24 protein-coding genes are annotated in these 20,527 nt (G+C 38.0%); 16 read left to right on the forward strand and 8 right to left on the reverse strand.

Features of this window, described 5'->3' with window-relative positions; all coding sequences use genetic code 11:
* Positions 1 to 17: 17 nt before the first annotated feature.
* From ureG to BIV60_RS21395, 4 genes are all read left to right on the forward strand, one after another.
* A complete protein-coding gene (gene ureG, locus BIV60_RS21380) occupies positions 18 to 629 on the forward strand; it encodes an urease accessory protein UreG (protein ID WP_071357742.1) in 612 nt (203 codons plus the stop codon).
* A gap of 1 nt (position 630) precedes the next feature.
* Complete coding sequence (locus BIV60_RS21385) at positions 631 to 1,455, forward strand: urease accessory protein UreD (protein ID WP_071357743.1); 825 nt, start codon at positions 631 to 633, stop codon at positions 1,453 to 1,455.
* Between the two features lie 76 nt (positions 1,456 to 1,531).
* Positions 1,532 to 2,200, forward strand: coding sequence for an urease accessory protein UreH domain-containing protein (locus BIV60_RS21390; RefSeq protein WP_071357744.1), 669 nt, complete (start codon positions 1,532 to 1,534; stop codon positions 2,198 to 2,200).
* 230 nt (positions 2,201 to 2,430) lie between these two features.
* On the forward strand, positions 2,431 to 2,649 hold the full coding sequence (locus BIV60_RS21395; protein ID WP_071357745.1) for a DUF5342 family protein: 219 nt from the start codon (positions 2,431 to 2,433) through the stop codon (positions 2,647 to 2,649).
* A gap of 42 nt (positions 2,650 to 2,691) precedes the next feature.
* On the opposite strand, the gene BIV60_RS21400 is transcribed toward BIV60_RS21395, so the two are convergent.
* From BIV60_RS21400 to BIV60_RS21415, 4 genes are all read right to left on the reverse strand, one after another.
* Complete coding sequence (locus BIV60_RS21400; protein ID WP_071357746.1) at positions 2,692 to 3,594, reverse strand: urea transporter; 903 nt, start codon at positions 3,592 to 3,594, stop codon at positions 2,692 to 2,694.
* Between the two features lie 243 nt (positions 3,595 to 3,837).
* Positions 3,838 to 4,752 carry a pseudouridine-5'-phosphate glycosidase gene (locus BIV60_RS21405; protein WP_071357747.1) on the reverse strand — a complete coding sequence of 305 codons (915 nt, stop codon included), beginning with the start codon at positions 4,750 to 4,752 and terminating at the stop codon, positions 3,838 to 3,840.
* Positions 4,749 to 5,846 (reverse strand): carbohydrate kinase, encoded by a 1,098-nt coding sequence (locus BIV60_RS21410; RefSeq protein WP_071357771.1) that lies wholly within the window; start codon positions 5,844 to 5,846, stop codon positions 4,749 to 4,751. The genes BIV60_RS21405 and BIV60_RS21410 overlap by 4 nt, the downstream gene beginning before the upstream one ends.
* Before the next feature lie 41 nt (positions 5,847 to 5,887).
* Entirely contained in the window at positions 5,888 to 6,952 is a 1,065-nt protein-coding gene (locus BIV60_RS21415; protein WP_071357748.1) for a BMP family lipoprotein, read from the reverse strand.
* 190 nt (positions 6,953 to 7,142) lie between these two features.
* On the opposite strand from BIV60_RS21415, the gene BIV60_RS21420 reads away from it, so the two are divergent.
* From BIV60_RS21420 to BIV60_RS21450, 7 genes are all read left to right on the forward strand, one after another.
* On the forward strand, positions 7,143 to 7,961 hold the full coding sequence (locus BIV60_RS21420) for a uroporphyrinogen-III synthase (protein ID WP_071357749.1): 819 nt from the start codon (positions 7,143 to 7,145) through the stop codon (positions 7,959 to 7,961).
* Between the two features lie 238 nt (positions 7,962 to 8,199).
* Positions 8,200 to 9,705, forward strand: a complete 1,506-nt coding sequence (locus BIV60_RS21425; RefSeq protein WP_083402379.1) for an ATP-binding protein — start codon at positions 8,200 to 8,202, stop codon at positions 9,703 to 9,705.
* Complete coding sequence (locus tag BIV60_RS21430; protein ID WP_071357751.1) at positions 9,702 to 10,385, forward strand: response regulator; 684 nt, start codon at positions 9,702 to 9,704, stop codon at positions 10,383 to 10,385. The genes BIV60_RS21425 and BIV60_RS21430 overlap by 4 nt, the downstream gene beginning before the upstream one ends.
* Positions 10,386 to 10,560: 175 nt before the next feature.
* A complete protein-coding gene (locus BIV60_RS21435; RefSeq protein WP_071357752.1) occupies positions 10,561 to 11,853 on the forward strand; it encodes a CitMHS family transporter in 1,293 nt (430 codons plus the stop codon).
* Between the two features lie 58 nt (positions 11,854 to 11,911).
* The gene (locus tag BIV60_RS21440) at positions 11,912 to 12,835 is read left to right on the forward strand and encodes an AEC family transporter (RefSeq protein WP_071357753.1); all 924 of its coding nucleotides are present in this window, start codon (positions 11,912 to 11,914) and stop codon (positions 12,833 to 12,835) included.
* Positions 12,836 to 12,938: 103 nt separating this feature from the next.
* On the forward strand, positions 12,939 to 13,865 hold the full coding sequence (locus BIV60_RS21445; protein ID WP_071357754.1) for an aldo/keto reductase: 927 nt from the start codon (positions 12,939 to 12,941) through the stop codon (positions 13,863 to 13,865).
* A gap of 344 nt (positions 13,866 to 14,209) precedes the next feature.
* Positions 14,210 to 14,773 carry a DUF2062 domain-containing protein gene (locus BIV60_RS21450; protein WP_071357755.1) on the forward strand — a complete coding sequence of 188 codons (564 nt, stop codon included), beginning with the start codon at positions 14,210 to 14,212 and terminating at the stop codon, positions 14,771 to 14,773.
* Positions 14,774 to 14,898: 125 nt separating this feature from the next.
* On the opposite strand, the gene BIV60_RS21455 is transcribed toward BIV60_RS21450, so the two are convergent.
* Positions 14,899 to 15,852: a D-2-hydroxyacid dehydrogenase gene (locus tag BIV60_RS21455; RefSeq protein ID WP_071357756.1), complete on the reverse strand. Its 954-nt coding sequence runs from the start codon at positions 15,850 to 15,852 to the stop codon at positions 14,899 to 14,901.
* Between the two features lie 213 nt (positions 15,853 to 16,065).
* Here BIV60_RS21455 and BIV60_RS21460 point away from each other — a divergent pair, with 213 nt between their 5' ends.
* Positions 16,066 to 16,470: a hypothetical protein gene (locus BIV60_RS21460; RefSeq protein ID WP_141770517.1), complete on the forward strand. Its 405-nt coding sequence runs from the start codon at positions 16,066 to 16,068 to the stop codon at positions 16,468 to 16,470.
* Entirely contained in the window at positions 16,454 to 16,702 is a 249-nt protein-coding gene (locus BIV60_RS21465) for a hypothetical protein (protein ID WP_071357758.1), read from the forward strand. Before BIV60_RS21460 ends, BIV60_RS21465 begins: the two co-directional genes overlap by 17 nt.
* On the opposite strand, the gene BIV60_RS21470 is transcribed toward BIV60_RS21465, so the two are convergent.
* Positions 16,697 to 16,933 carry a hypothetical protein gene (locus BIV60_RS21470; protein ID WP_071357759.1) on the reverse strand — a complete coding sequence of 79 codons (237 nt, stop codon included), beginning with the start codon at positions 16,931 to 16,933 and terminating at the stop codon, positions 16,697 to 16,699. The genes BIV60_RS21465 and BIV60_RS21470 overlap by 6 nt on opposite strands.
* 3 nt (positions 16,934 to 16,936) lie before the next feature.
* Complete coding sequence (locus BIV60_RS21475; protein WP_071357760.1) at positions 16,937 to 17,137, reverse strand: hypothetical protein; 201 nt, start codon at positions 17,135 to 17,137, stop codon at positions 16,937 to 16,939.
* A gap of 322 nt (positions 17,138 to 17,459) precedes the next feature.
* On the opposite strand from BIV60_RS21475, the gene BIV60_RS21480 reads away from it, so the two are divergent.
* On the forward strand, positions 17,460 to 17,972 hold the full coding sequence (locus BIV60_RS21480; RefSeq protein WP_071357761.1) for a hypothetical protein: 513 nt from the start codon (positions 17,460 to 17,462) through the stop codon (positions 17,970 to 17,972).
* A gap of 10 nt (positions 17,973 to 17,982) precedes the next feature.
* Here the strand turns inward: BIV60_RS21480 and BIV60_RS21485 are convergent, their stop codons facing one another.
* On the reverse strand, positions 17,983 to 18,384 hold the full coding sequence (locus BIV60_RS21485; RefSeq protein ID WP_071357762.1) for a hypothetical protein: 402 nt from the start codon (positions 18,382 to 18,384) through the stop codon (positions 17,983 to 17,985).
* A gap of 473 nt (positions 18,385 to 18,857) precedes the next feature.
* Here BIV60_RS21485 and BIV60_RS21490 point away from each other — a divergent pair, with 473 nt between their 5' ends.
* A complete protein-coding gene (locus tag BIV60_RS21490; RefSeq protein WP_071357763.1) occupies positions 18,858 to 20,066 on the forward strand; it encodes an MFS transporter in 1,209 nt (402 codons plus the stop codon).
* An 87-nt stretch (positions 20,067 to 20,153) separates the two neighbouring features.
* Positions 20,154 to 20,321: a hypothetical protein gene (locus tag BIV60_RS29845; RefSeq protein ID WP_177177364.1), complete on the forward strand. Its 168-nt coding sequence runs from the start codon at positions 20,154 to 20,156 to the stop codon at positions 20,319 to 20,321.
* Positions 20,322 to 20,527 lie beyond the last annotated feature (206 nt).

Genomic DNA, 20,527 nt, shown 5'->3' on the forward strand with positions numbered 1-20,527 from the left:
ATGAAAGGATGTTTTTAATGGAACCAATTAAAATCGGTGTAGGTGGACCTGTTGGAGCAGGAAAAACCATGTTAGTTGAGAAGTTGACACGGCATTTGAAGGATGAAATAAGCATGGCAGTTGTCACGAATGATATTTATACAAAAGAGGATGCAAAATTTTTAATGCAAAATGGAGTCCTTCCGGTTGACCGCATTATTGGTGTTGAAACAGGTGGATGTCCACATACGGCCATTCGCGAAGATGCTTCGATGAATTTTGCCGCCATCAATGAATTAATAGAGAAACACCCGGATGTAGAACTGATCTTTGTTGAAAGCGGGGGCGATAATTTAGCTGCAACTTTCAGCCCGGAATTGGTTGATTTCTCCATCTATATTATTGATGTGGCACAAGGAGAGAAAATACCGCGAAAAGGAGGTCAGGGGATGATTAAATCCGATTTATTTATTATTAATAAAACGGATTTGGCACCGCATGTTGGTGCAAGTCTTGACGTCATGGAGTCTGACACAAAAGTGTTTCGCGGAGACAAACCATTTGCTTTTACCAATTTAAAAGATAATTCCGGCTTGGATAATGTCATTGATTGGTTAAAGCAAAATGCTTTATTAAAAGGATTGGCTTAGTATGGGTGATTGGACAGGTATTCTTCACCTAGATGCTGAGAACAGAAGCGGTAAAACCGTTGCAAAAAATGTATATTTTCAGGGTGCATTTAAAGTGATGCGCCCTATTTACCATGATGAAACTGGACAGCCCTGCTACTATTTATTAAACCCGGGCGGCGGCTATTTAGATGGAGATCGTTATAAAATGAAAATTTCCTTGGAGGAAAACGCTCGGGTAACATTAACAACACAATCAGCTACAAAAGTTTATAGAACACCGAGAGAGCATGCCTATCAAGAGGCAGAGTTTATTCTTCGGGCAGGCAGCTACCTTGAATATATCCCTGATCCCTTGATTGCATATCAGAATGCTCATTATAAACAAAAAAATGTGATTCGAATGGATAAAACAGCAACACTTCTCTATTCGGATATTATTACACCGGGCTGGTCACCAGAAGGCGAGCATTTCAGCTATAAAACCATCCAGTTATTGAACGAAATCTATATGGATGATGAATTAGTAGTGTATGATCACATAAAATTAAAACCCGAAATTCAAAATTTAAGGGGACTTGGATACATGGAGGGATTTTCCCATTTAGGTTCGATGATTGTAATCGGTGAGCAATCCAATATTGCCTTGCAGGATCAGTTATATTCTAAGATTGAATTGAATACAAATGATTATAAAGTTGGACTATCCTCTCTTCCAGTTCCAGGCTTTACGATTCGTGTGTTAGCTAATTCCACACAAGTAATCGAAAAAATGTTCTCAGAATTTCATCATATCATCAGTCAGGAATGGTTTCATAAAAAGCCGTGTTTTCTAAGGAAATACTAACGCTTTAATCCGGCAATCGGAAATTGGTTGCCGGTTTTTTATAGATAGAAAAAAGTATTTAGGGGAGGGAAACAATATGGATGTTACTTTATATTCAGTATTGGCTTTAGGTTTTGTTTTGGGTATCAGACATGCCATGGAACCGGATCATGTTATCGCAGTTTCAACGATTGCAAGTCAAAGTAAAAAGCTTTGGCAAGCCTCACTTGCAGGCGTCTTTTGGGGAATTGGGCATACAGCGACATTATTTATTATTGGGATTATTTTGATTTTGTTAAAAAATGATATTCCAGAAAAATGGTCACTTACATTAGAATTTTTGGTGGGAATCATGCTGGTATATTTAGGTGTAGCAGCCATGCTATCGATTCGAAAAAATCGAGATCATTCTCATCATGATGATGTACATAATTCATCGACTCTAAAAAAGCCTGCTTATTATAAATCTCTATTCATCGGTCTTGTTCATGGCCTTGCCGGCAGTGCTGCCATGGTTCTTCTGACTATGAGTACTGTTCATTCTGTATGGCAGGGTGCATTGTATATTTTAGTATTTGGATTAGGAACCGTAGTCGGAATGTTAATTTTTACAACTATTATTGGAATTCCTTTTATATTAAGCATGAAACGAATTGTTGCAGGGAGAACACTTATATTAGCAACAGGTGCCCTAAGTACAATTTTTGGGTTTTACTATATGTATAATTTAGGTGTAAATGAAGCTTTATTTAAACTTTGGATTTAATCTGGGATACAAGTCTGAATTTAAGGGGAACCTTTTTCAAAGGCTATTTTCGCATAGATTGTTGTTTTTCGTATAAGTTCATCAACCCGTTTAACAAAATGCTTCGTGGCATCTTTTCTTAAAAAACATTTGCGAAAATTGCCTAGTAACTTAAGGATTTGACCCTTATTAAGATCCAAAAGCAACAAGGTTTACGAAAAGAGCCTTATCAATAGAAGGGAGGAAGATGTATGTTTGAAAATTTTGAGGTAAATCGTCTATTTGAGGGGCATGCACATGAACAACCTCATTTTTCATTAAATATACAAGGTCATGATTATAAGGGGATGGTTCATGATGGAAAAATCCAATGGTACCATCCACATCCGAAACAAAAGGTTAAAAAAGAATATTTAGCTTCTATTGAATCACAGGTTTTTGATTTAATGAGTGAACATCTAGAATCATAAAAGAAAGCATCCCGTTTGATTATCGGGATGCTTTTTTCGATTTTAAAATGAAGGAAGTACCTTCCTCGCACAGATGAAAAGCCAAGTGCAAAATACAAAAGGCATGGTCAGTGCAGGAAGTCCATAAGGCAGAAGCCATGTAACAATACTTGCGGTAATCGGAACAGTTAAACAAGCAGCGATAATACCAAATAGTAATTCATTCCGATCATTATCCTTAAAAACGATCGATACTGCTATGATGGTTAAAATGGCATTATAACCATAAAGGCCCATAAAAATTAAGCTATGCTCACCACCAAGTAAGTAGGATGTAATGAGGGCAGCCAGATTCCCGATTATGGCATAAACCCCTAATTTCCATCCAGCCCAAAATACGGCAACAAATAATAGGAAACCGGAAAAGGTATTATCTAGAAAAAAAATTTGCCCGATTCCGTTCACAGCGCCGTCAAGCCAATTTGTTTCTCCTTTTATATTTAGGGTCCAATTGGATAAAGATTGCGGAGTGAGATTAGGGCTTATCTTAAAGGATACCAAACGATAGGTAGTAAGTAGCCAAAACCAGGTTAGAACGATAAAAGGAAAGGTAAGAATTGGGATTTTAGTTGGATTCATGAGATAAATCATTGCAGCTGTAAATAAAGCTGCAATTGCAGATCCAGCCAGGGCAATTGCCCATCGATCATTGCCGCTTAAAAATAAGAATAGGGCCATTCCTGTTAGGACGGAGTTATATCCATACAGCCCTTGACTAACACTTTCCTGGTCTGCGCCGCCTGTTTTTCCGATTAATGTTCCAATAATAGCAGAAAAAAGGGCGATGATTCCTAAAGAATACGATGAAATGGTGATTGCTAGCAAAATAATAAATCCAGATACTGCGTTTTCAATCAAAATTACCTGAGAGATTCCTTTTAATGTAGATGTTATCAACCATTTCATTGTTCCCCTGTTAAATAAATTATTTAAATCATTATGAATGGCTATCACTTCCTTACAGGGGTGGTAAAAATGTTTTATAAAGCAATGTGGATTCGAATCATTAATAAATTTTCCCATCAGCAGTAAAAAGTATTCGAATAGTTATTGGGAGAAAAATATAACAAAAAACCTTCTAAAATATTAAAAAGCTTGTAGACTAGTCTAGAACCTAGATTTCATCTACAAGCTTAATTAAAAAGTAAATTATTTCATTGCATTAAAACTTACCGCTAATTTTGCGCCAACAATTGCATTGTTTTTAACAAGAGCAATATTTGCATCTAAACTTTTTCCTTCGGTTAGTTCTTTCACTTTCCCAAGCATGAAAGGTGTTACCTCTTTGCCGGAAATATGTTTTTCTTCTGCTTCTTTTAATGCGGTTTCGATTACATTATTGATCGTTTGCTCATCCATTGCATGTTCTTCAGGAATTGGATTGGCAATAACGGCACCGCCTTTAAGATTTAAATCCCATTTTACTTTTAACGTAGAGGCGATCGTTTCTACATCATCAGCACGTAAGTTTAAAGAGAATTCACTTGTTCGAGTATAGAAGGCAGGAAGTACATCAGTTTGATAGCCAATTACTGGGACACCTTTTGTTTCAAGATACTCCATTGTTAATCCTAAATCTAAAATCGATTTGGCACCAGCGCAAATAACGGCCACATTTGTTTGTCCAAGTTCTTCCAAGTCCGCTGAGATATCCATGGTTGTTTCGGCACCACGGTGCACACCGCCAATACCACCGGTAACAAAGATGTTGATTCCTGCTGCCTCAGCACAAATCATTGTCGCAGCAACTGTTGTTGCTCCCAGTTTTTTTGTTGCAATTAAATAAGCTAAATCGCGTCTAGATGCTTTAGCTACATTTGAACTTTTACCGAACATTTCTAATTCTTCATCGGACAAACCGATTTTAATTTTTCCATCCACGATTGCAATCGTTGCCGGAACGGCGCCGTTATCACGGATGATTTGTTCTACTTCACGAGCGGTTTTGACATTTTGCGGATAGGGCATCCCGTGAGAGATAATGGTTGATTCTAAAGCAACAATTGGTTTTCCTTGTTCCTTAGCAGTACGTACTTCTTCGGATAATTCAATATATTGTTTCATGATAATTCCTCCATGTCTTTTAATAGTTTTTCAGCTGATAAATCCTGTCGGACAGTATAAGGGGATTCAAGAGTTTTGGCGGCATTTATATTGCCGGCTTTCGCGATTTCAGGTAAAGATTTCCCCTCCAACCAGGTGTATATAACCGCAGATGAGAAGGCATCTCCTGCCCCTGTAACATCGATAATTTCCTTTAGTTCAAAGGAGGGAACATGGAAAATTCCTTCTTTTTTATTACCAATCATCGAACCATTTTTACCATTGGTAATAATCACATTTGATATACCGAGTGATAACCAATTTTCTAATGTCTGTTTCCAGTCTTCTTCATTTTCAATTTCAGTATGGAAGTATGATTCCGATTCATCACGGTTTGTAATTAACCATGATACACCATCTAAATTATCTGGTAATCGATTCATCTTTGGTGATGAAACAGGTATTAAAACCATCGGAATGTCATGACTTTTCGCAAAATGGCATAAAAATTGAATCGTTTCATTTGGACAGTTTAAATCAGCCACAATACATTTTGCTTGGCTTAATAGGACGTCATGTTTAAGAAGTAACTCAGGTGTGATTGCTTCGTAGACTTCCATATCTGCTAACGCAATAATTAATTCTCCGTTTGAATCCAAGACAGCCGTGTAAGATCCAGTAGATCTTTCAGGAAATTGGGTCACAGTTTCTAAGTTCATATAAAGTGAGGATGCTTCCTCAATAAAGGACCAGTCCTTATCATCACCGCTTGTTGAGATAAGATCCACTTCCATTCCAAGCCGTCCCAGATTTTCTGCTATATTTCTTGCTACCCCACCTGCATTCTGAGTGGCATAAATAGGATTAGAAGTACCTAACTGTGCTTTATCTTTCACATGGAATTTACGGTCAATATTTGCTCCGCCGATACAAATTACATGCTGCGATTCACTTAAAATATAGGCTCTGCCTAAAATCTTTCCTTTTTTGGTTAAACCGGAAATCATATTTGCGACGGAGGGCCTTGATAAGCCTAATGTTTCAGCAAGCTCTTGCTGCGAAACATAGGGGTTCTTTCGAATTAAATCCAAAATTAATTGTTCTTTCTCATTCATTTTTTCAGGCACAAAACTCACCCCGTTCCTAAACAGTCGATTTATTTTGGACTAAAGGTTTTTGCTTCTTTCAGAGTTTCAGGAACTTTTACTTTACCTGATTTAATTTTTTCAACCCATTCCTTGACGGCTGCATTAATTTTTTCTTTGTTAGGAGCTTTCTCATTGATCGGTGCTAAGCCAACACCATCCTCTGCTAAGCCATATAATGCAACTTTGCCGCCAGGGAATTTTCCATCTTTTGCTTTCTGAGATAGGTCTTGTACAGCGACATCTACACGTTTAAGCGCTGAAGTAAGTACAACATTCGGACCCATATCGGATTGATCCCGGTCAACCCCAATTACCCAAATTTGTTTGTTAGGGTCTTTTTTCTTTAGGTCATTAGCTTCCTTGAATACGCCAACACCCGTTGCCCCAGCAGCGTGAAAGATTACATCTGCGCCTGTTGAATACATTTTAGAAGCAATTGCTTGACCTACTTCGGCCTTGTTAAATGCACCTGCAAATTGGACGTCGACTTTTACTTCTGGTTTTGCAGCCTTAACGCCTGCTATAAAGCCAGATTCAAATCGATCAATTACAGGGATATTCATACCTCCAATAAATCCTACATGGTTAGATTTTGTTGAAAGAGCAGCCGCTATACCCGCTAGGAAACCTGCTTCTTGCTCTTTAAAAAGAATACTTGCCGTGTTTGGCTGTTTAACCTCCGCATCAACGATGGCAAATTTGGTATCTTTTTGCTGCTTTGCAATTTCTTCAACAGCATTTGGCATTAAGAAGCCAATCCCATATACCAAGTCAAACCCTTGACGAACAAGTGTATTTAAGTTGGTGGTATAATCGGCATCAGATTGAGATTGAAGGTAGTCATAGCCGCCTTTGCCTTTTGTCAGGCCATTTTTCTTTCCGAATTTTTCAAGTCCTTCCCATGAAGACTGGTTAAAGGATTTATCATCGACACCACCGATATCCGTAACCATTGCTACAGAGAAGGTTTTTCCTTTGGCATTTTCGTTGTCATTGCTTTTTCCGCACGCACCTAATAGTGTGCCCGCGGCCAGAACAAGTGATAACGCCATTCCAATTTTACGTTTTTTCAATTTATGTTCCCCCTTATGATGCATTCTTAAACAATTGTTTTATTTTTAAACTTATGTTTGAATTATACTTCTATTAATTTATTTGGTCAACTTTATATAAAAGAAAGATAATTTAGACATTTCCCTTTTTCTAATCATACTTTCCCGCTATAATCAACATTAAATAAAAGATAGAAAGAGGATAATATTCATGCAAAAAGATTTAATGGCGAAACGAATTGCGATTACCGGATCAAGGAAAATAGAAGAAATCAGCACTCTTATTGAAAAACAAGGCGGCATTCCGGTTGTTCGGCCTTTACAAGGAACAGTACTTTTATCAGAGAAGGAAGTAGAACCGGACCTAATGAGGTTTGTTCGTGATGGAGCGGATTGGGTAATTTTTACGACTGGAATGGGAACATCCACTCTCTATGAATTGGCTAAGAAAATGGGTGTGGAAAAAGAGTTTTTACAAATTATTCGTCAATCTAAAGCCGCATCAAGAGGTTATAAAACCCTATCAGCCTTAAAGGAACTAGGTGTAAAACCCGTTGCCGTTGACCAGGATGGGACAACTGGTGGATTAATTAAATCGCTGGAAATGTTTGATTTAAATGGTAAAAAAGTGATGGTCCAACTTCATGGGGAACAGGCACCAACATTGATTAAGTTTCTTGAAGATAAAGGGGCTTCAGTATTAAAATTGCTTCCTTACATTCATATTGCTCCAGAAGCTGAAACTGTTGCTACCATCTGTGATGAATTAATAACTAATACGCTGGATGCGGTATGTTTTACGACTGCAAACCAAGTTCGTTCTTTATTTGATTTTGCAAAAGAAAAAGGCTGGGTTGAGGAAATTTTGGATGCTTTTCAGACCAATACTCTTGCTGTTGCAGTAGGTAAGGTCACTGCTGAAGCGTTAAGAGAAGAAGCGATAGACAGAGTAATTACTCCTGTAAATGAAAGAATGGGTGCGATGGTGATTGAACTATCTCGTTACTATCGGAACAATGTAAAAAAGTAAATATCGTAGAAATGTAAAAACGACAGGTGCGAAACACCAGTCGTTTTTTAATGATTCCGCTCAATATATCAAGGAAAACTCCCCAAAATAACGCTATAATGAATAATAGAATTCGCATGGAAGCAAGGAGGAGTCCTCCCTGAACACAATAAAAATATCACTTCAGACGAAAATCTTCGGGCTGGTACTGTCACTTGGGTTATTATTAATCCTTTTGCTGACGGTTTTTTTCAGCTATATGGAAAGCAAACAAATTGAAGAAAACAAAGGGAGAATGGCATTAGAGATTTCAAAAACGGTATCATTCATTCCTACCATTATCGAGTCTTTTCAAACAAGTAGTCCTTCCAAAACAATCCAGCCATTAGCAGAAAAAATTCGCAAAGAAACAGGTGCTGAATTTGTTGTGATCGGAAATAAAGACGGAACAAGATATTCCCATCCTTTAAAAACGTTTATCGGAAAGAAAATGAAGGGTGGAGATAACGAAAGGGCTCTTCAAAACGGGAAGTATTATGTATCAAAGGCTAAGGGGACACTTGGCCCTTCCATTAGAGGGAAATCTCCTATTTTCAATCAAAATGGAGAGATTATTGGAATTGTTTCTGTTGGATTTTTATTGGAAGATATCCATCAACAAATTATGAATAATGTGACCAAAGTTTTGTACGTCTCACTTTTCGCTATTATGATATCATTATTCGGAAGTATCCTGCTTGGCCGTAATATTCGCAAAGATACCATGGGACTTGAACCCTATGAAATTGCCCGGCTGTATAAAGAAAAAAATGCCATCTTGCATGCGGTAAAAGAAGGTATTCTTGCGATTGATCAAACAGGAATTATTACGACCATGAACCAACCCGCTAAAAAACTCTTAAACATTCATGGTTCTGTCCGTCATATGAAGGTGGATGGTCTGTTTCCATTAGACAACTTATATGAAGTATTAAGAACGGGAAGCCCTCAAATTGATAAAGAAATGAACTGGAAAGATAAAACCGTAATCGTCAGCTGCACACCAGTATACGATGAAAATGAAATTAGCGGAGTGGTCGCATCTTTCCGGGATAAAACCGAAATAGAGCAAATGCTGAACACGATTTCGGAGGTGAAAAGTTATTCCGAAGACCTTCGGGCACAAACACATGAATTCACGAACAAATTATACGTGCTATTAGGTCTGCTCCAGTTAGGAGAATACAACCAAGCCATTGAAATGCTCCAATTGGAAACACAAACACTTCAATTTCAGAATTCTGTTGTATTTAATCAATTAAAGGATACAAAAATCCAGGCCATCCTTTTAGGGAAATTGGGGAAAGCATCGGAAAAGAAGGTTCACTTTGAAATTGCTTCGGACAGTTATTTGGAACCGTTGCCGCCTCATATAAAACTGTCCAATTTAATTGTCATCCTCGGAAATTTAATCGATAATGCCTTTGAGGCCGTATATGACCTTGAATTTCCAAGTGTTAAATTTTTTGCAACGGATATTGGCAGTGACATCATTTTTGAGATTGCGGATAATGGAAACGGAATTAGTGAAAATGAATTACCGCTTCTATTTCAAAAGGGTTTTACTACAAAGGATGGAACGGAAACGAGGGGTTATGGCCTTTCAAATGCTGAAGAGGCAGTAATAGAGATGGGTGGAATGATTGAGGTACAAAGCAGTGGGAGGAGTGGGACTGTTTTTACCGTATATCTTCCTAAAGACAACGATAGGGGGGCAGGATATTGAATAATATCAAGGTAGTGATTGCAGAAGACGATTTCCGAATAGCAGATATTCACGAAAAATTTTTACAAAAATTTAAGCAAATTGAAGTAGTTGGTAAAGCGTTGAATGGGGAGCAAACCTTACAATTAATAAAAAATGAACAGCCTGATTTACTCCTTTTGGATGTATACATGCCGGATATGCTTGGAGCCGAGCTCCTTCCTATTATCCGTGAGAGCTCCCCAAAAATGGGGATTATTATGGTTACAGCTGCAACCGATAAAGTCTTTCTTGAAAAGGCGATAAGCTATGGAGTAGAAAATTATTTAATCAAACCAGTTAACAGGGAGCGCTTTGATGAGGTGATTTTCGAATATATTAAAAAACACACGCTGTTAATGTCAAACCAAGAGGTAAATCAAAGCTATGTTGACCTTTTATTTGGAAAAAATAAAATGGAAAGGTCAGGAAAAAGCACAGGATTGCCAAAAGGAATTGATGAAATCACGCTTGGAAAAGTGAAGGCGGTTTTATATGAAAAAAGAGACGGTCTTTCAGCAGAAGAAGTGGGACAGGAAATTGGTGCATCCAGGATTACGGCTCGCCGATATTTGGAATATTTAGCGTCGATCAAAGAGGCAAAAGCAGAAGTGGTTTATGGAATTGTGGGTAGACCAGAAAGGAAATATTATCCAATATAAAAGAGGATTGCAAGATCATGTAATCCTCTCATGATTTCAATTGGAAAAATACCCAATCGTGTGAACAAAATGTACAAAATACCATTTAATTTACGATATTAACATTATTTTGGAAACGTTTTCACCTCAGAAAATTTTGATTATTATTAATTTACTAACAAAAGGGGTGAAGACAATGCTTGCAACTTTAGGATTTTTAATGATTATTAGTTTCATGATTTTAATTATGACAAAACGTCTGTCTGCCATGATCGCTCTAATGGTAGTTCCAGTTGCCTTTGCCTTAATCGGCGGGTTTGGCAAGGAAATGGGTCCTATGGCATTAGAAGGGATCAAAAGTGTTGCACCAACTGGAATTATGATTTTGTTTGCGATTCTCTTTTTTGGAATTATGATTGATGCGGGAGTATTTGATCCGATTATTCAAAAAATCTTACAAGTGGTGAAGGGTGACCCAGTAAAAATAGCAATTGGTACAGCCGTACTTGCATTATTAATCTCCCTTGATGGAGATGGAACAACCACTTATATGATTACCATTTCCGCGATGCTTCCTTTGTACAAACGAATTGGGATGAAGCCGTTGGTTTTAGCGGGGATTGCAGTATCAGCTTCAGGAGTAATGAACCTGCTTCCATGGGGAGGTCCTACTGCCAGGGTAATGACGGCATTACATCTTGAAATGGGAGATGTATTTACTCCGGTTATTCCAAGTATGATTGGCGGCGTGTTGTTTGTATTGTTTATGGCATACTGTCTTGGTAGAAAAGAGCGTAAACGGATAGGAGTATTGGAAATTGATCATTCGACAATGGCGTTGATGGCAGCTACAACAGAGGATGCATACCTTAAACGTCCAAAGTTAATCCTAGTTAACTATATGCTTACAATTTTACTTTTAGTTGCGTTAATTCAAGAAGTCCTTCCGACAACTGTACTGTTTATGATTGGTTTTGCAATCGCTATCACGATCAATTATCCGAATTTGAAAGAACAAAAAGAACGAATCATGCACTATGCGGATAATGCCTTATCTGTAGTTTCAATGGTATTTGCAGCCGGTATTTTTACTGGAATTCTTACAGGGACAAAAATGGTGGATGCGATGGCAAGTAGCATGATTTCTCATATTCCTGATGCACTTGGTTCACACTTTGCGCTAATCACGGCCATTATTAGTGCTCCATTTACCTTCTTTATGTCTAATGATGCATTTTACTACGGAGTATTACCTTTGCTGGCAAAAGCAGCAAGCGGGTTTGGAATTGACCCTGCGATGATTGGACGAGCATCATTACTAGGATTACCAGTCCATCTATTAAGTCCGCTCGTTCCTTCTACTTATTTATTAGTAGGGATGGTTGGCGCCGATTTCGGTGATTTACAGCGCTCTTTCTTAAAATGGGCTTGTGGTTCAACAGTGGTCATGATTTTAGTTGCCCTCGTTTTAACGATTATTCCATTCTAAAAAAAGAGCTCCTATAAATAGGGGCTCTTTTGGACTTTGTAAAATTCAGGAGAATCATATGTATATATTTTTTCAAATTTTATTGAATGTTGTTTTACCTGTATTTCTTTTAATAGGGGCAGGTGTATTCCTGCATCGGAAATTTCACTTTGACATGAACACGCTATCAAAATTAAATACGTATTTTTTAATGCCGGCAGTCAGTTTTTCAAATATTTATCAAAATAATGTGGGGGGAAAAACACTCCTGCATATCCTTGGATTTTTATGCTTACAAGCTCTATGCTTGATGGTCATCAGTACGCTCATTTCTAAGGCAGCCAAATTTGATAACGGTTTATCGTCAACTTTTAAAAATAGCATAGTTCTCAATAACTCTGGAAATTTTGGTCTTCCTGTCAGCCAGCTGGTATTTCATCAAAACCCATTAGGCGCATCCATCCAAATCATTGTGATGATTTTTCAAAATTTGCTTACCTATACCTACGGGCTGCTGAATTCTGTTTCCGTTGATGGCGGAAAAATAAAAGCAATGAAAGAGTTTCTGAAGAACCCGGTTATCTATGCTTTTTTGTTAGGACTGCTGCTTCACACCTTTCATATAAAAATACCTGAATTTTTGTGGTCACCTGTTAAAAATACATCTAATGCTTTTCTGGCAGTGGCGCTTGTAACGCTAGGGGCACAAAGTGCTTTTCTAAAAATTACACGGTTTTCTTTACCGCTGGTTTTAAGTCTCGTTGGCCGGCTTATTCTTTCTCCGGCTATCGCTCTTCTAATTATTTATACGTTAAAATTGGATGGTACGACAGCGCAGGCTTTGTTTATTGCAAGTTCTTTCCCAACTTCCAGAAACAGTGCGCTTTTCGCATTAGAATACGATAATCATCCGGAATACGCTGCACAAGTGGTATTGATGTCAACGATGTTCAGCATGGTTACCGTAACAACAGTTGTGTTTTTATCCTCAATTTTATTTTAGTTATCTTTTTACTTGATTTAAGCGCTGGAAAGGTAATAGAGAGGATGTTTTTAAACGGATGTGTTAAAATATTCATGTAATTCTGTTAAAGGATGTGTCGGGTGTGAAATACATAAACATTGCCAATACTGATTTAAAAGTTTCAAATATGATTATGGGGAATATGCGCTTAACTCAGCTTTCTTTGCCAGAAGCGGAAAAATTAATCCGGACAGCTATGGAGGAAGAAATCAATTTTTTTGATCACGCAGATATTTACGGAGAAGGGCAATGTGAGGAAATTTTTTCAGATGCCATTCAGATGAATTCAAAAATCCGGGAAAAAATGATTTTGCAAAGTAAGTGCGGAATTCGGGCTGGTGAAGGCTATTTTGATTTTTCCAAGGAGCATATCTTAAAGTCTGTCGACGGTATTTTAAAAAGGTTAAAAACCGATTATCTGGATATTTTGCTGCTTCACCGCCCAGATCCATTAATGGAGCCTGAAGAGGTGGCAGAGGCGTTTGAGGAACTTTATACAAGTGGTAAGGTTAAGTATTTTGGGGTATCGAACCATAATCCGGCACAGATTGCCTTATTGCAAAAGTACATACCTTATAAGTTAATCGTCAACCAAGTCCAGTTAAGTGTCGCCCATACTCCGATTATTGATTCGGGCATTGCTTTAAATATGAAGATTGACCAATCGGTTAACCGCGATAGCAGTGTTTTAGAATATTGCCGTTTGAATGACATCACCATGCAGGCATGGTCACCATTCCAGCATGGCTTCTTTGATGGAGTATTTTTTGGAGATCAGGAGCGTTTTCCAGAGTTGAATAAAACCATCGACTTGATTGCAAAGAAGTATGGTGTTACGAATACCGCAATTGCAGTGGCTTGGATTACACGCCACCCGGCTAACATTCAGGTCGTTCTCGGTACGACAAATCCACAAAGATTGAGTGATGCCTGCCAAGGTTCTGAACTTAAATTAACAAGAGAAGAATGGTATCAAATCTATAAAGCGGCGGGAAATATAGTGCCATAATATTTGAAAAATCGACAGGGTGACAGGCCCTGTCGATTTTTTGTCTGGAAGGACAAATTGTAATGAAGAACACAGAAAACTATCTTTCCAACATGGAATAATGTACAATATTTCCTAATAAGATTAAGGAAAATATCCTGTAAAAACACTATCTTCACAAGCATCGGCAATCATTCTTCAACAAAGAAAGGCGATTGCTGAAGAAACCCAAAGAAGTATGAAATTTCCTGTCTAAAAAATATAAAAATAGTGACAAACTGACACGAAAATTGATTATAATTAATATAAAGTTATTATTTTTGTGATTTTTGTAAAATTAGCCTGCAACAAAGGAGGTTTACCACATGAGCATAAGACAAAAGCGGTATAATTTTTTTCAGCGCATAGGGCGCGCTTTTAGGTTAAACTTTTTAAAACTTTTTCGTTCTCCTGGCGGGGCTAAAAAAGTATCATTGGGATTCGCCATTGGTTTTGGTTTGGAAATGCTTGTGATTTCATCTGCATCACTTATCTATATATTGTTTATCCCGGCAGTCCGTCTGGCAAAAGGCTCATTTCCCGCCGCAATCATTGGAAATGTAATTGGCAAACTAACTTTTCTTCCGGTAATCCTTTTACCTTTTGCTAAAAAACTCGGGAAAACAGTTTTTCCTATGAAAGTTAATGTTGGTCATAGTGTACCTTTTTCTTTTGATAAATTAATGCATGGGGATTTTAGTGTTCTGATTAACATACTTCATGGTGGAGTACATGTGTTAATTGGAATGACGATATTTGGGATTGTCCTTGGCGTTCTCTCTTACTTCATTGTTTACTATTTGTATGAAAAGCAAAAAACGAAACGACTTACCAGAATACGCGATAAACAAGCACTTCGCAAAAATAACCTGAATAAAACGTTAGTGTAAATCTTCCACGGTTTAGGATTGATGAAGAATTATTGGAAATGGCGGTTAACATCTTTGTTCGTGCGGTATTTAAATTTTTAAAGTAAACTAAAGGTCTGCCCAATCTATTCCGGGCAGACCTTTTACTAATATCCGCGCTTTCGATCCACGATTCCGTGTAAAGTTTGACCATTTAAATACCTTTTTACATTATCCGCAAAAAATTGAGTCACACCTTCAATTGTGCTAGGACCGGACAAATGCGAAGTGACATAGACATTTGGCAAGGAATAAAAAGCATGGTCCTTTGGTAGTGGTTCAGTTTCAAACACATCTAGGATTGCCGCTCTTAGGTGTCCTTCCTCGAGGACGGATTGTAAATCATTTTCAGCAATCAGTGCACCTCGTCCCACATTAACAAGACAGCTATCAGACTTCATAGCCAAAAGGATGTTACGGTTGATAACATGATAGGTTTCGTCGGTTAACGGAAGTGTAAGAACAAGGTAATCAAGTTCGCTTACAAAATCCTTCCACTGATTTGGAGTAAAATGGTGATCCACAATTCCGGTCATTTTTCCACTAAAACTTAATCCGTAAACTTTCATATCAAAGGCCCTTGCCTTCCGGACAATTTCTGCCCCAATCGAGCCAAGTCCTGCGACCCCAATCGTTTTACCGTTGAGGGATTCAGAAATAAAGGAATCCCAGGCCCGTTCAGTTTGAGCTTTCCTCATGCGGGGAATTTCTTTTACTATGTATAAAAGATAAGCAAAAACATATTCAGAGATATAGGTGCCAAACTGGTCCACAATTCTTGTAAGGATGATGTTCTCTGAAATAGACGTGTCGGCCACTAAATCATTAACCCCTGCCCCCATAGACTGAAACCAGCGGACAGATGAAGCATTCGGCGAACTCAGGAGCTGGGTGGGAAATTTCCAACCCAAAATAATTTCGGAGTTAGGTAAAAATTTTTCTGCTTCTTCATTAGTTGTTGCGGCTCTCACAGAAGTAAAACCACTTTCACGTACGCTTTTCGCATACTCTTCAGCATGATTTGGATCAAAGACTAGTATGGTAGGCTGTATTAAATTCATAAAATCACTCCTTTACAATTTATCAACGCTAAATTATAGATAGTAGCTTTTCAAATGGTACTAGACAAATAGTCCTATAAGGTACAATCCTTCTCGCATAACACTACAAAATAATCTGAATAATTTTACGCTTTGTCTAATGAAAGCGCTCATCATTACCAATATAATTAAGTTAACATTAGAATTAGTCAGAATTCAAGATAAAAAAGAGAGGTGAGCAGTAATGGAGGCAGAAGTAGTTTTTATCAACGGGGAAGTGATTACGGCTATGGGGAATGTGTTCATTACATGTATCCTGCCCGCGATTTTATTGACCAGGGAATTATACCTGCGGCTGGTTCGGATGCATCTGTTCGAGGTTTGCGCTGGTTGTTAATTTTGTTGTGGCTATTGTTGTTAGCACAATTATTAAAAGCCAGGCCTATGGCAGAAAATCGATCTATGAAAGCAATCCAAATAATATTTCGTAAGTTTATCCTAAAAAGTAAAACAGAGCTGGCACACTGTACAGCTCTGTTTTGTATCCGGGATGTTTATCACAGAAAGCTTTTTACATACATAAGATACTTTAAAATAATGGTTAGAACGGGAGGAATCTACAATGCCTTCAGTTATTAATTTAGGAATCATGAATATAAATTCTCCCCAGCCCAATGCAGCCGTTTTTGTTGGCGAATCCATTGTTACCGGAATGGATGGAAATCGGAAATATAATTTAGGATTTGGCGGTCTTTATGGTTTCTTTAATGTTAGTGCAGGTAATATAAGTAATATTGTTGATAGTTTTGAAGTGATTGACGGAGTAATTTTTGACCAAGATTTTAAACCAAATTTTGGCCCGAACTTATAAGTCGGAAGGATTCTTTTTCATCTGGTCAGGCTCATAGTTTGTTAAGGAAGAACTCGTTTGATCAAATGTGTTTCCGTCTCCATGGATGTTTCCTAATCCCTGGCTATGTTTTTTTGTGTTTTTAAAGTCCTCGATAAAATTGTTTCCAATGCTAAAACAGGAAGCACCTTCAATGGTACCAATTTTAATGGTGCCAATATGAAAGGTTGGCGATAAAATTGGAGCAGACACGAATTAATCCCCCTCCCAATTTTCCTTATTTTTAACCCAGTAATTCTCAATCACTTTATTCTTGTCTCCGGAAAATGCACCAACCGCTTCATTTTGTACACTTTCATAACGGAATTGTTTAAGTGTATTTTTTTTGCCCAGGAAAATACCCGAAACCTTTTTCATGCTATTGATCGATATATTCTCTAAATGAAGATGAATCATTTTTACATTCCCATCCTTTCGTTAAATTAGTCTATTCATCAATTGGGCGAATGTCACAATCTTTCATAAAGACTTAGGCATTTATCCCGCATTAACGGGCAGTAAGATCCCCACTTCAGGACTTAGCTTAAGCAGGTAGAGTAAGTGGGGGGATCAACTGCCCGTAAAAGTCCGATCGGTTCAACTAACAATCAGTGGGGGATAAAAAAAAACCCCAACTGATTGAAGTTTCACTTTATCACAATCAGGCTTATGTAAACATACACTTAGTTCAGGAAGGTAGTAAGGATGTTTTTAAATACTATATAGGGAACGATTTGCGATGAAAACTTCAAATTTTCATTTTGCTGGGGATATAAATGTTCAGACCATGCAAAGACAATCAGGCATTTTTATTGGGGAACGCAATAACGCGGTGGGCTGGAGTGCCCATGGGAAAGAAAATAGTGTAATTGGAAATATTAGTGGTAAATCCAATTATCTTTTCCATAATATTTCGATTCTGAATGACCCCGATTTTATTGATACCCCAATCGACGACCGGGATATTAATGTATCAGTGGAAAATTATGGGGAGGAAGAACATACAACGAACCTGGATCTTGATAGTTTAAATGTCCAAACCATGTTTCAAAATAGCTCGGTATTCGTAGGGAGCGGCCATGTAACAGGAATGGATGGAAATGAAAAAGTAAATTATTCCCAGGGGAGCTTGTATGGAAACCATAATCATTTATTAAATAATTTGAATCTAAATCATGATCAGGATGGCATCGATGCCATAATGGATGATCGGGATATAAAAATTGCCAATATTAATAAGGAACCATGCTAGGGTTACCCGATTATATGTTATTTCGGAAACGATAACCTTTAGCAGTTTTCATCATTTGGGCCTCATCACTTGATTCCGTTTCCGACATGGCTTCTTGTTTAGCCTTTTCTTTATCTGTTTTTTGAATGAGTGACTTGGCCAATTCCTCCGAGCCAGTTATATTGTTCCCAATAATTAATTTTCCGCTCAATTCGTCAATTTCGATATTGTCTAACCGAAAAACAATGTTCTCTAAATGATCAACTTGAACATGATCAAAGTGAAGATTGTTGCCTTTTTGATTGTTTTGTGGATTTTCTAATTGCTGTTTTTCTAATAATTCAATAATTCGATCTAGTTTTGAGATAATCAGAGGGGATAGTTGATTTTCTTTGTTTTTTTGCTTTTTTCTGAAAGAAAAGAAGTTAAACATAATTTCCCTCCGTTACAATTGCGATACCAAGCTCTATTTAAAAATTTTATGCGATGGGATTGGGACTTAGTAGTAAAAGAACCTGCCTGCCTGATGCCACGCTGGAGAGAAAGCACTTTGCTTATAAGAGCAAGTGCTTTTTTTGTTAATGGCTATGTTAAAAAACAATGTTGATTTTTGAACAATGTTAATCAGAGCGGAAGGTGCGAAGACTCCTGCGGGAATCCGGGGCAGGGGAGACCCCGCAGGAGCGAAGCGACGAGGAGGCTCCCCGTTCCGCCCGCGAACCGCTCGCACCTGGAGAGGAAATCAACAACCAAGTTTAACAGAGCCGTGTTAATTATTTTCTATACCCTAATATTTCGGGAATGAAAATAAATAAACTATATGTTATGATGGCATTATCAAACGATTGGAATGGATATTGAATTACATCTTTATCATTTTAAGGAAATAACGGGAGAGCGATTAGAATGGAAACATGGAAACGGAACTTATGGGTGCTGTGGATCGGTTGTTTCTTTACATCGGCCAGTTTTTCGATGGTCATCCCTTTTTTGCCGATTTTTCTTTTGCAAATTGGGGTAAATCAGCATACGGAAATGTGGTCAGGGCTGCTATTTAGTTCGGCCTTTTTTGCCGGTGCGGTTGCTTCGCCTTTCTGGGGAAGAGTAGCTGACCGTTATGGAAGAAAGCCAATGATTGTTCGGGCTGGTTTCGTTCTGTTTGTTATCTATACACTAATGGCTTTTGTAACAAATCCTTACGAGATATTAGTTTTAAGAATTTTGCAGGGATTGCTAAGCGGATTTATTCCCGGCGCAATTGCCTTAATAGGAACAAATACACCAAATGAAAAAATCGGGTATGCACTTTCCTTAATCTCTACCGCAACGGCTTCAGGGGGAATAGTTGGCCCCTTGCTTGGAGGGGGAATTGCCCACCTTGTTGGAAACCGATTGGCGTTTGCCAGTGCTGGAATCTTTGTCTTTATCGCTACATTTCTTATTATCTTTTGGGTAAAAGAAGAATATTTTACGCCAAGTAAAGAACAGGGCTCCGTTAAAAATGATTTTAAAGTGGCTTGGACTAATCGGACTTTAATGATGGTTCTCACCTTAACCGTCGTAACAAGCTGCTCGATTATGACAATTGAGCCGGTTCTGCCATTGTACATTGTTAAATTGGGAAGTTCCTCTGAAAATGCTTCCTTACTTGCCGGCATTGTATTCTCAATCCCGGGGATTGCCAGTGCCTTATTTGCTCCATATTGGGGAAAATGGGCTGACAAGGTTGGTTTTCAACGTGTGTTGGTCATTGGACTTCTTGGCGGGGGAATTGGGACCTTGGCACAAATTCTTTTTAGCGAGATTTGGGGATTTTCGCTCATCCGTTTTATTTTTGGCGTGTTTTTCTGTGCCGTCTTCCCGGCGTTAAATGGTCTTGTTGTTAAATCCACACCGGAAGATTTCCGAGGAAGAGCCTTTGGGTTAAACCAAACGGCCAATCAAATTGGCGGGATGATTGGCCCCATGATCGGTGGTTTTATTGGGGGCATTTTCCCTGTCCAAATTGTCTTTATCGTAACGGGAATTTTACTTCTAGCTGCTATGGGGATGGCCTATTGGAAAGGGAATGTGTTAAACAGGCCAATCAAGCGGAATGCCTTAGCCGGAAAATAATCAGGTCAAAATGCCACGAAAAATGTGGCGTTTTTTTTGGTCAAAATCATATGAAAGCGCATACATTGGTATTAAGGGGGTGATTATATGTTGTATCCATACGGGAACGATTATATTAAATATTTAAATGATGAAGGCTCTTACGGAATGACTTATGATCAATGGAAGGACAAGAATTCAAAAATGAATTCGGAAAATTACCATCAAGCGGTGGAAAATAAAAATATACAAAAAAAATTTTCAAATTTTAAATAATGGCACCGAGTTGATCTGCCCCGTGAATGTTAGACACCAAACTAACATTTACGGGGTGTTTTTATGTCCAAATTTACATTCGAAAAGAAATTAGAAATTGTTCAAAGATATTTAAGTAATGAGGGAGGTTATAAGTCCCTTGGTAAAAGATATCGAATTTCGCATAATCTCATCAAAAAATGGGTTCTACAGTATCAATATAATGG

The sequence above is a fragment of the Bacillus sp. MUM 116 genome, from assembly GCF_001866655.1.
Taxonomy (GTDB): domain Bacteria; phylum Bacillota; class Bacilli; order Bacillales; family Cytobacillaceae; genus Neobacillus.

What these genes read in the sequence shown, in the direction of transcription:
- BIV60_RS21475 (WP_071357760.1), bottom strand. Translation starts at nt 17,137, where the DNA reads ATGATTCATCTTCATTTAGAGAATATATCGATCAATAGCATGAAAAAG.
- BIV60_RS21385 (WP_071357743.1), top strand. Translation starts at nt 631, where the DNA reads ATGGGTGATTGGACAGGTATTCTTCACCTAGATGCTGAGAACAGAAGC.
- BIV60_RS21465 (WP_071357758.1), top strand. Translation starts at nt 16,454, where the DNA reads ATGCCTTCAGTTATTAATTTAGGAATCATGAATATAAATTCTCCCCAG.
- BIV60_RS21395 (WP_071357745.1), top strand. Translation starts at nt 2,431, where the DNA reads ATGTTTGAAAATTTTGAGGTAAATCGTCTATTTGAGGGGCATGCACAT.
- BIV60_RS21400 (WP_071357746.1), bottom strand. Translation starts at nt 3,594, where the DNA reads ATGAAATGGTTGATAACATCTACATTAAAAGGAATCTCTCAGGTAATT.
- BIV60_RS21450 (WP_071357755.1), top strand. Translation starts at nt 14,210, where the DNA reads ATGAGCATAAGACAAAAGCGGTATAATTTTTTTCAGCGCATAGGGCGC.
- BIV60_RS21440 (WP_071357753.1), top strand. Translation starts at nt 11,912, where the DNA reads ATGTATATATTTTTTCAAATTTTATTGAATGTTGTTTTACCTGTATTT.
- ureG (WP_071357742.1), top strand. Translation starts at nt 18, where the DNA reads ATGGAACCAATTAAAATCGGTGTAGGTGGACCTGTTGGAGCAGGAAAA.
- BIV60_RS21490 (WP_071357763.1), top strand. Translation starts at nt 18,858, where the DNA reads ATGGAAACATGGAAACGGAACTTATGGGTGCTGTGGATCGGTTGTTTC.
- BIV60_RS21390 (WP_071357744.1), top strand. Translation starts at nt 1,532, where the DNA reads ATGGATGTTACTTTATATTCAGTATTGGCTTTAGGTTTTGTTTTGGGT.
- BIV60_RS21410 (WP_071357771.1), bottom strand. Translation starts at nt 5,846, where the DNA reads ATGAATGAGAAAGAACAATTAATTTTGGATTTAATTCGAAAGAACCCC.
- BIV60_RS21455 (WP_071357756.1), bottom strand. Translation starts at nt 15,852, where the DNA reads ATGAATTTAATACAGCCTACCATACTAGTCTTTGATCCAAATCATGCT.
- BIV60_RS21420 (WP_071357749.1), top strand. Translation starts at nt 7,143, where the DNA reads ATGCAAAAAGATTTAATGGCGAAACGAATTGCGATTACCGGATCAAGG.
- BIV60_RS21485 (WP_071357762.1), bottom strand. Translation starts at nt 18,384, where the DNA reads ATGTTTAACTTCTTTTCTTTCAGAAAAAAGCAAAAAAACAAAGAAAAT.
- BIV60_RS21425 (WP_083402379.1), top strand. Translation starts at nt 8,200, where the DNA reads ATGGAAAGCAAACAAATTGAAGAAAACAAAGGGAGAATGGCATTAGAG.
- BIV60_RS21435 (WP_071357752.1), top strand. Translation starts at nt 10,561, where the DNA reads ATGCTTGCAACTTTAGGATTTTTAATGATTATTAGTTTCATGATTTTA.
- BIV60_RS21405 (WP_071357747.1), bottom strand. Translation starts at nt 4,752, where the DNA reads ATGAAACAATATATTGAATTATCCGAAGAAGTACGTACTGCTAAGGAA.
- BIV60_RS29845 (WP_177177364.1), top strand. Translation starts at nt 20,154, where the DNA reads ATGTTGTATCCATACGGGAACGATTATATTAAATATTTAAATGATGAA.
- BIV60_RS21480 (WP_071357761.1), top strand. Translation starts at nt 17,460, where the DNA reads ATGAAAACTTCAAATTTTCATTTTGCTGGGGATATAAATGTTCAGACC.